Here is a 10,942-nt window from a genome sequence, read left to right on the forward strand (position 1 = left end):
AGCGGGGTCACCCTCCACGCCACCGGCGCCACCACCCTGCACGTCCGCTGGACGACCACCGGCGAGAACACCCACGCCCTCACCGCCACCGACCCGGCCGGCACACCCGTCATCACCGCCGACGCCCTCACCGTCCGCGAGACCACCACCGACCAGCTCGCCGCGCTGACCCCCGCCCCCACCACCGCGGACCACCTCTACCAGCTCACCTGGACCCCCACCCCCGACACCGAGGCCGACACCGATGCCGCCGGGGCCCGTGAGCTGGTGGTCCTGGGCACGGAGACGTTCGGTCTGACCGGTGTGCCCGTCCACACCAGCCTCGATGACGTCCCCGCGAACGCCCACGTGCTGCTCACCGTCCAGCCCTCACCCGACGACGCCAGCCCCGCCCACACCCACACCGTCCTCACCGACACCCTGACCGCCCTCCAGGCGTGGCTGGCGCATCCCGGCCACACCGACGGGCACCTGACCGTCGTCACCCGCCACGCCGTCACAACCCACCCCGCAGACCCCGCCCCCGACCTCACCGCAGCAGCCGTCTGGGGCCTGGTCCGCACCGCACAGACAGAACACCCCGACCGCCTCACCCTCCTCGACCTCGACCACCACCCCCTCACCCCCCACACCCTCACCACCACCCACCACCACCCCCAAACCGCCCACCGCAACACCACACCCCACACCCCCCACCTCACACCCACCACCGGGCAGGGTCTGCTGGCCGTGCCGGAGGGGCCGGAGCCGTGGAGCCTCGACATGGAGGTCGCGGGCTCGCTGGACGCCATCTCGCTCAACTCCTTCCCGGAGGCGCTGGAACCGTTGCAGCCGGGGCAGGTACGGATCTCCGTCCGGGCGGCGGGTCTGAACTTCCGTGACGTCCTGGTCGCGTTGGGGATGGTGCCCGACGACGGGCGGGCGAAGGCCGGTGAAGTCGCGGGCGTGATCACTGAAGTGGCGCCGGACGTCACCGGGTTCGCCCCGGGCGACCGGGTCATGGGTCTGCTGAGCACCGTCCTCGGGCCGATCGCGGTGACCGACCACCGCTGGATCACGCACATGCCGACGGGTTGGTCGTTCGTGCAGGCCGCCGCCGCGCCGGTGGTCTACCTGACGGCTTACTACGGCCTCGTCGACCTCGCCGGGGCCAAGCGCGGCGAATCGCTGCTGCTGCACGCGGCGACCGGCGGTGTCGGCCTGGCCACGCTCGAACTGGCTCGCCACTGGGGGCTGGAAGTCTTTGCGACGGCCAGCCAGGGGAAGTGGGAGACGCTGCGTGCGGCGGGGATTCCCGACGACCACATCGCGTCCTCGCGCAGCCTGGACTTCGAGGAGGAGTTCCGCACGGTCCTCGGCGACCGCGGGGTGGACGTCGTCCTCAACTCCCTTGCCCACGAGTACGTTGACGCCTCGCTGCGGCTCCAGCGCAAGGGCGGCCGCTTCCTGGAGATGGGCAAGACCGACAAGCGCGACCCCGCGACGATCGCGAAGCAGTACGACGGTGTGACCTACCAGGTGTACGACCTGCTCGACGCCGGCCCGGAGCGGGTGCAGCAGATGTTGTGCGAGCTGCGGGAGTTGTTCGAGAGCGGGGTCATCCGGCCGCTGCCGGTGACCACGTGGGACGTACGGCAGGCGCCCGACGCCATTCGGTATTTCAGCCAGGCCCGCCACATCGGCAAGCTGGTGCTCGTCCTTCCGCAGCCGGTGCAGACCGACGGAACGGTACTGATCACCGGAGCGACCGGGGTGCTCGGTGGCCTGGTGGCACGCCACCTGGTCGCCGAACACGGCGTACGCCGACTGCTGTTGACCAGCCGCAGCGGCCTGGACGCACCAGGAGCCGGCGAACTGGTCACCGAGCTGGAGGAGGCCGGGGCCGACGTCTCCGTCGCCGCCTGCGACGTGGCGGACCGCGGGGCCCTGGCCGAACTGCTCGCCCGGATACCCGCGGAGCATCCGCTGACGGCAGTCGTCCACACCGCGGGAGTCCTGGCGGACGGCGTGATCGAGGCGCTGACCCCGGAGAGCCTGGAGACCGTGCTGCGGCCCAAGGTGGACGCGGCCTGGAACCTCCACGAGCTCACCAAGGACCTGGACCTGTCGGCCTTCGTCCTCTTCTCCTCCGCGGCGGGCACCCTGGGTACTGCCGGGCAGGCCAACTACGCCGCTGCCAACGCGTACGTGGACGCGCTGGCCCGTCACCGGCAGGCCCTCGGACTGCCCGCGCACTCGCTGGCCTGGGGCCTGTGGGCTCAGACAAGCAGCATGACCGCCCACATGGGCGAGGCCGACCTCGCCCGGATGAAGCGTACGGGCGTGCACCCCATCACCTCCGAGCAGGGCATGGCCCTGTTCGATTCCGGTCTGGAGTCGGCCGAGGCGGTCGTCGTCCCGATCCGGATCGACCTGGCGGCGATGCGTTCCGGCACCGCACCGGAAAACGTGCCGTACGTCCTGCGCAGCCTGGTCCACCGGCCCTCCCGGCGCAGCGTCGCGTCGGCGGGGACGGCAGCCGTCGGCACCGGCGTCACGTTCAAGGACACCCTGTCCGGACTGACCGGCCCCCAGCAGCGTACGGCCGTCCTCGACCTGGTCCGGGGACAGGCCGCAGCCGTGCTCGGCCACGCGGACGCCGACCGCCTCGACGACGAGCGGGCGTTCAAGCAGCTCGGCTTCGACTCGCTCACCGCAGTGGAACTGCGCAACCGCCTCGGCTCGGCGACCGGCCTGAAGCTGCCCGCGACGCTGGTCTTCGACCATCCGACGCCCCGCGCGCTCTCCGGCTACCTGCTGGACGCACTGGCGCCCGAGGAAGCGGACCTCTCCAAGAGCCTGATCGCTCAGCTGGACGAGATCGACCTCACCCTGGCCTCCATCGACGGCGACGGCGACGGCAACGACGCCCAGACGAAGATTGTCGCCCGGCTTCAGGCGCTGCTGTGGAAGTGGGGCGGTCCGTCCGGGGCCGCCGACGCCGACGACGCGGACGAAGACCTGGATTCGGCCAGCGACGACGAGCTTTTCGACGCACTCGACAATGAGATCGGAAACTTCTGATGGCGAATGAAGAGAAGCTCCGCGACTACCTCAAGCGCGCCACCGCGGACCTGCGCCAGGCCAACCGGCGCCTCCGTGACCTGGAGGCGAAGGATCAGGAGCCGATCGCGATTGTCGGGATGAGCTGCCGATACCCCGGTGACGTCACGTCGCCCGAGCAGCTGTGGCGGCTGGTGACCGAGGGCGGCGACGCGATCTCCGGATTCCCCACCGACCGCGGCTGGGACCTGGAGAAGCTTTTCGACCCGGACCCGGAAACCCCGGGGACGTCGTACGCGCGCCACGGCGGGTTCCTTGAGCGGGCCGGCGACTTCGACGCCGAGTTCTTCGGCATCAGCCCGCGCGAGGCGGCGACCGCCGACCCGCAGCAGCGCCTGCTGCTGGAGACCTCGTGGGAGGCGTTCGAACGGGCCGGCATCGACCCCGCCACCGTCCGCGGCAGTGACACCGGCGTGTTCGTCGGCGTCATAGCCCAGGACTACGCCTCCCGGGCGAACGAGGTCCCCGACGAGTACGAGGGCTACCTGCTGACCGGCAGCACGACGAGCATCGCCTCCGGCCGCGTTGCCTACACCTTCGGGCTCGAGGGCCCGGCGGTGACGGTGGACACGGCGTGCTCGTCCTCGCTGGTCGCCCTGCACCTGGCCGCCCAGTCGCTGCGCCGGGGCGAGTGCACCATGGCCCTGGCCGGAGGCGTCACCGTCATGGCCGCGCCGACCCTGTTCACCGAGTTCAGCCGCCAGCGCGGGCTGTCGGCGGACGGCCGCTGCCGCTCCTTCTCGGCCGACGCCGACGGCACGGGCTTCGCCGAGGGTGTCGGCGTGCTGCTGGTCGAGCGGCTGTCCGACGCCCAGCGCCTCGGCCACCCCGTACTCGCGGTGGTGCGCGGCAGCGCGGTCAACCAGGACGGTGCGTCGAACGGCCTGACGGCGCCGAACGGTCCTTCGCAGGAGCGGGTGATCCGTCAGGCGCTGGTGAGTGCGCGTCTGGCGTCGGCGGATGTGGATGTGGTGGAGGCGCACGGTACGGGTACGCGGTTGGGCGACCCGATCGAGGCGCAGGCGTTGCTGGCGACGTACGGGCAGGGGCGGTCGGAGGACCGGCCGTTGTGGCTGGGGTCCATCAAGTCCAACATCGGGCACACGCAGGCCGCCGCGGGCGTCGCGGGCGTGATCAAGATGGTGATGGCGATGCGGCACGGCGTCATGCCGCGCACGCTGTACGTCGGCGAGCCGACCCCGCACGTGGAGTGGGATTCGGGTGCGGTGGAGCTGCTGACGCAGTCCCGCGAGTGGGACGAGGCCGGGCGTCCGAGGCGTGCTGCGGTGTCCTCGTTCGGCGTCAGCGGGACGAACGCGCACGTGATCCTGGAGCAGGCGCCCGCCCCTGCGGAGGAAGTGCCGGAGGGGGATGCGGGCGAGCCGGACGAGGGTGTCACTTCGGTGGTGTCGGGTGTGGTGCCGTGGGTGGTGTCGGGTCGGGGTGGGGGTGCGGTTGCCGGGCAGGCCGGGCGGCTGCTGGAGGTGGTGTCGGCCGGTGAGGTGTCGCCGGTGGATGTGGCCGTGTCGCTGATCGGTTCGCGGGCGGTGTTCGAGGACCGGGCGGTGGTGCTCGGTGGTGATCGTGAGGGGCTGCTGGCGGGTCTGGCCGGGCTCGCGGGTGGTGTCGAGGTGCCGGGTGTGGTGCGGGGCCACGCTGTGGGTGAGGGCCGGGTGGCGGTGGTGTTCACCGGGCAGGGCTCGCAGCGACCCGGCATGGGCGCCGGACTGTATGAGACGCAGCCGGTGTTCGCCCGGGCCTTCGACGAGGTGTGCGCCGCGCTGGACGCGCACCTGCCGGTCCCGCTCAAGGACGTCGTCCTCGGCGGGGAGGACGAGGACGGGGAGGACGGCGGGCGTCTGGATCAGACGCTGTTCACGCAGGCCGCGCTGTTCGCGGTGGAGACCGCACTGTTCGCACTGGCCCGGTCCTACGGTGTGATCCCGCACGTCGTGGGCGGCCACTCGGTCGGTGAGGTGACCGCCGCCCACGTCGCGGGCGTGCTCTCGCTGCCGGACGCGGCACGCCTGGTCACCGCACGGGGACGTCTGATGCAGGCCGCCCGGGCCGGCGGGGCGATGATCGCCGTCGAGGCCACCGAGGACGAAGTACTGCCGCTGCTCGGCGAACGGCTCTCGCTGGCCGCAGTCAACGGGCCGACGTCCGTGGTGGTCTCGGGTGACACGGATGCGGCGGAGGCGGTTGCGGCGCATTTCCGTGGTCTGGGGCGGCGGACCCGGCGTCTCACGGTCTCCCACGCCTTCCACTCGCCCCACATGGACACCGTCCTGGACGACTTCACCCGCGAGATCCGGACCCTGGACTTCCGGGCCCCGCAGATCCCGGTCCTGTCCAACGTGACCGGGGTTGTGGCTACCACCGGGGAGCTGACGTCACCGGAGTACTGGGCCCGCCACATCCGCGGGACGGTCCGCTTCCACCACGGCATCCAGCACCTCGCCACCGAACACGCCGTCACCGCCTACCTCGAACTCGGCCCCGACCCCGTCCTGACCGCCAGCATCACCACCACCCTCAGCAGCACCGACACAGGCGACCAGGCTGTGGCTGTCGCCGCACTGCGCAAGGGCAGGCCCGAGGACGAGACGTTCCTCACCGCCCTCGCCCACCTGTGGACCACCGGAACCCCCATCACCTGGGACCACACCCCGGCCCTCACCGGCGGCCGCACCACCGACCTGCCCACCTACGCCTTCCAGCACCAGCGCTACTGGCTCGAAGCCCCCGCAGTAACCGGAGACGTGACCGGACTCGGCCAGGCCGACGCCGGACACGGACTCCTGGGTGCGGCCGTGGACCTGGCCGACGAAGGCGGTGCGGTCCTCACCGGCAGGCTGTCCCTCGCCACGCAGCCGTGGCTGGCGGATCACATGGTGCTGGGCAGTGTGCTGCTGCCGGGCACGGCGTTCGTGGACCTGGCCGTCGCCGCGGGTGACCGCCTGGGCGCCGGACACCTCGAAGACCTGACTCTCCATGCACCGCTGGTGATCGCCGAAGGCCAGGCCGTCCAGTTGCAGGCCACCCTCACCCCGGACGAGGGCGGATACGCGCTGGCCGTGCACTCCCGTTCCGACGACGGGAACGGCCCCTGGGCCCGGCACGCCACCGGCCGCCTCACCACCGGAACACCCGAACCCGCCCCGTCCGACAGCACCTGGCCCCCCACCGACGCCCAGCCCGTTGACGTGGACGGTCTCTACGACCGCCTCGCCGCCCGGGGCTACGAGTACGGGCCGCTGTTCCAGGGCCTGCGTGCTGCGTGGCGCCACCCGGACGGGGACGTCTCCGCCGAGATCACCCTGCCCGCCGACGACACCAACACCGACACCGGCGGGTTCGGTATCCACCCGGCCCTCCTCGACGCCGCCCTGCACGCCCTCCTGCTCACCGAGGAAGAGAACGCCGCCGCGCAGGAAGGGGCCAAGCCGCCCGTACTGCTGCCGTTCGCATGGAGCGGGGTCACCCTCCACGCCACCGGCGCCACCACCCTGCACGTCCACTGGACCACCACCGGCGAGAACACCCACGCCCTCACCGCCACCGACCCCACCGGCACACCCGTCATCACCGCCGACGCCCTCACCCTCCTGCCCACCACCACCGTCCAGACCACCACCCACAGCAACGACCTCTACCAGCTCACCTGGACCCCCACCCCCGACACCGCCGACGCCGGGACCGAGGACGACACGGGTGAGCTGGTGGTCCTGGGCACGGAAACCTTCGGTCTCACCGGTGTGCCCGTCGCCGCCGGTCTGGACGACGTCCCCGCGAACGCCCACGTGCTGCTCACCGTGCAGCCCTCACCGCCCGACGCCGGCCCCGCCCACACCCACACCGTCCTCACCCACACCCTGGCCGCCCTCCAGGCATGGCTGGCGCACCCCGGCCACACCGACGGGCACCTGACCGTCGTCACCCGCCACGCCGTCACAACCCACCCCGCAGACCCCGCCCCCGACCTCACCGCAGCAGCCGTCTGGGGCCTGGTCCGCACCGCACAGACAGAACACCCCGACCGCCTCACCCTCCTCGACCTCGACCACCACCCCCTCACCCCCCACACCCTCACCACCACCCACCACCACCCCCAAACCGCCCACCGCAACACCACACCCCACACCCCCCACCTCACACCCACCACCACCGACACCACCGTGCTGGCACCTCCGTCGGACACCGCGGTGTGGCGCATCGACGTTGCGAAGGCGGGCACGCTCGACGGGTTGGCCCTGGTCGCCAATCCGGAGGCAACCCAGTCGCTGGAGGCCGGGCAGATCCGGTTGTCGGTGCGGGCGGCCGGTCTCAACTTCCGTGACGTATTGATCGCGTTGGGGATGTATCCGGGTGAGGCGCGGATCGGCAGTGAGGGTGCCGGGATCGTGCTGGAGGTCGGGCCCGGCGTGACCGACCTCAAGCCGGGCGACCGTGTGATGGGCCTGCTGTCGGGAGGTGTCGGGCCGGTCTCGGTGACCGACCGCTTGCTGGTGGCTCCGATCCCGGAAGGCTGGTCGTTCGCCCAGGCGGCGGCGACCCCGATCGTCTTCCTCACGGCGTACTACGCTCTGCACGACTTGGCCGCGGCTGAGGCGGGGGAGACCCTGCTGGTGCACGCCGCTGCGGGTGGCGTCGGCATGGCGGCCGTCCAACTGGCGCGCCACCTCGGGCTGGAGGTCTTCGGCACGGCGAGCCTCGGCAAGTGGGACACCCTGAGGGCCCAGGGTTTCGAGGACGACCGCCTGGCCGATTCCCGCACCCTGGAGTTCGAGCAGCGCATCCTCGCGGCCACCGGCGGGCGTGGCGTCGACATCGTCCTTGACTCGCTGGCCCGGGAGTTCGTCGACGCGTCACTGCGGCTGCTGCCGCGCGGCGGCCGCTTCCTGGAAATGGGGAAGACCGACATCCGCGACGCGCAGGCCGTTGCCGCGGAGCATGCGGGCGTGGTCTATCAGGCGTTCGACCTGATGGAGGCCGGTCACCCGCGTATCCAGGAGATGCTGCGTGCGTTGGTGGGCCTTTTCGAGAGCGGTGTGCTGCACCCGCTCCCCGTCACCGACTGGGACGTACGGCGTTCCCCGGAGGCGTTCCGTTTCCTCGGTCAGGCCCGCCATGTCGGCAAGGTCGTCCTCACCGTTCCGGCGGCGCTCGACCCCGAGGGCACGGTGCTGGTGACCGGCGCCACCGGCACTCTGGGCTCCCTTTTCGCCCGCCACCTTGTGACCCAGCACCAGGCCAGGCACCTTCTCCTTGTCAGCCGCCGCGGCGCCGACGCCCCGGGCGCGGACGAACTCACCACCGAACTGGCGGAATTGGGCGCGGAGGTGACGTGGGCCGCGGCCGACCTGTCGGACCGTGAGGCGACAGCCGCGGTGCTGGACACCGTCCCGGCGGAACATCCGCTCACGGCCGTCGTCCACACGGCCGGGGTTCTCGCCGACACCCTCCTGCAGAACCTCACCCCTGAAACACTCTCCGAGGTCCTGCGTCCGAAGGTGGATGCCGCCTGGAACCTCCACCACCTCACCCGCGATCTCGACCTGTCCGCGTTCGTGCTGTTCTCCTCCATCGCCGGGATCACCGGGAACGCCGGACAGGCGAACTACGCGGCCGCGAACACCTACCTCGACGCCCTCGCCCACCACCGCCACGCCCACCGCCTTCCCGCCACCTCACTCGCCTGGGGCCTCTGGGACAGCACCACCGGCGGCATGGCCGACACCCTCAGCGAGACCGACCGCGAGCGTATTGCCCGCTCCGGCATCACGCCCTTGACCCCCGATACAGGACTGGGCCTGTTCGATGCCGCGCTGGCGGGCGCACGCCCCGGCGTGGTGCCCGTGCGCTTGGACGTGGCCAGGCTGGACGAGAACAGCCCGCTGCTGCTGCGTGGTCTGGCCACGCCGGTGAGCCGTCGCCGTTCGGTGGCGGCCGGCGGCTCGGCGGGCGCGGGTGCGGGTGCGGGTGCGTTCGCGGAGCGGCTGGCCGGTGTGGGAGAGGCCGAGCGTCGGCATGTGGTGTTGGAGACGGTGCGTTCGGCGGTGGCGGGTGTTCTGGGGTTTGCCGGGGTGGAGGCCGTCGGGCCTGATCGGGCGTTCAAGGAGTTGGGTTTTGATTCCTTGATGTCGGTGGATCTGCGGAATCGTCTTCAGCAGGTGGTGGGTCTGCGGTTGCCGGCGACGTTGGTGTTCGACTATCCGTCCTCGTCCGTCCTGGCCGGATTCCTGCTTGCGGAGCTGATGGGTTCGGTGGCCGAGCGTTCGGCTCCGGCGGTGGTGGCCTCTGTCGGGGTGGACACGGGCGGCGATCCGGTGGTGATTGTCGGTATGGCGTGCCGGTTCCCGGGTGGGGTGGATTCGCCGGAGGGGTTGTGGCGGTTGGTGGAGGGTGGGGTTGACGCTATCTCGGGTTTTCCGACCGATCGTGGGTGGGATCTGGAGAGGTTGTACGACCCGGATCCGGAGGCTGTGGGTACGTCGTACACGCGTGAGGGTGGGTTTCTTTACGAGGCGGATCGGTTTGATCCGGAGTTCTTCGGGATGAGTCCGCGGGAGGCGGTGGCGACGGATCCGCAGCAGCGTTTGCTGTTGGAGACGGCGTGGGAGGCGTTCGAGCGGGCGGGTATCGATCCGGCCACCGTCCGCGGCAGTGACACCGGAGTTTTCGCCGGCGTGATCTCCGGGGACTACGCCTCCCGACTCGGCCGCATACCGGGTGAGTTCGAGGGCTACCTCTCCACCGGCACGACCACCAGCGTGGCGTCGGGCCGGATCGCGTACACCTTCGGGCTGGAGGGCCCGGCGGTGACGGTGGACACGGCGTGCTCGTCCTCGCTGGTCGCCCTGCACCTGGCCGCGCAGTCGCTGCGCCAGGGCGAGTGCAGCCTCGCCGTCGTCGGCGGTGCCACCATCAACGCAGGTCCGACGAGCTTCATCGAGTTCAGCCGGCAGCGCGCGCTCTCCGCGGACGGCCGCTGCAAGGCGTTCTCCGCCGATGCCGACGGTACGGGCTGGGGCGAGGGTGTCGGCGTGCTGCTGGTCGAGCGGCTGTCCGACGCCCAGCGTCTCGGCCACCCCGTGCTGGCGGTGGTACGCGGCAGCGCGGTGAACCAGGACGGTGCGTCGAACGGTCTGTCGGCGCCGAACGGTCCTTCGCAGGAACGCGTCATCCGTCAGGCGCTGGCGAATGCGCGCTTGACGACGGCGGATGTGGATGTGGTGGAGGCGCACGGTACGGGTACGCGGTTGGGTGATCCGATCGAGGCGCAGGCGTTGCTGGCGACCTACGGGCAGGGGCGGTCGGAGGACCGGCCGCTGTGGCTGGGCTCCATCAAGTCCAACATCGGACACACCTTGGCGGCCGCGGGTGTCGCGGGTCTGATCAAGATGGTGATGGCGATCCGGCACGGCGTCATGCCGCGGACCCTGCACGTCGACGAGCCGACCCCGCACGTGGAATGGGATTCGGGCGCCGTCGAGCTGCTGACCGAGGCCCGGGAATGGGACGAGGTCGGCCGACCGCGGCGCGGCGCTGTCTCCTCGTTCGGCATCAGCGGTACCAACGCCCATGTCGTGCTGGAACAGGCGCCCGTGATCGAGGAGCTGGCCCCGACGACAGACAACCCGATGGTGTCGGGTGTGGTGCCGTGGGTGGTGTCGGGTCGTGGTGGGGGTGCGGTGGTTGGGCAGGCGGGTCGGTTGGTGGAGGTGCTGGGGGCGGGTGTGGGTTGGTCGCCGGTGGATGTGGGGCGGTCGTTGGTGGGTTCGCGGGGGGTGTTCGAGGATCGGGCGGTGGTGTTGGGGTCTGGCCGTGAGGAGCTGCT

2 protein-coding genes are annotated in these 10,942 nt (G+C 71.2%); both read left to right on the forward strand.

What is annotated here, in order from left to right; genetic code table 11:
* Window positions 1-3,063: SDR family NAD(P)-dependent oxidoreductase (locus ACH4PY_RS37015; protein ID WP_398192919.1), on the forward strand; the 3,063-nt coding region annotated here is incomplete at its 5' end.
* Window positions 3,063-10,942 (forward strand): SDR family NAD(P)-dependent oxidoreductase (locus ACH4PY_RS37020; protein WP_398192920.1); only part of this gene is annotated, 7,880 nt, incomplete at its 3' end. The genes ACH4PY_RS37015 and ACH4PY_RS37020, both read left to right, overlap by 1 nt.

This window comes from Streptomyces sp. NPDC021224, assembly GCF_044332905.1.
Taxonomy (GTDB): domain Bacteria; phylum Actinomycetota; class Actinomycetes; order Streptomycetales; family Streptomycetaceae; genus Actinacidiphila.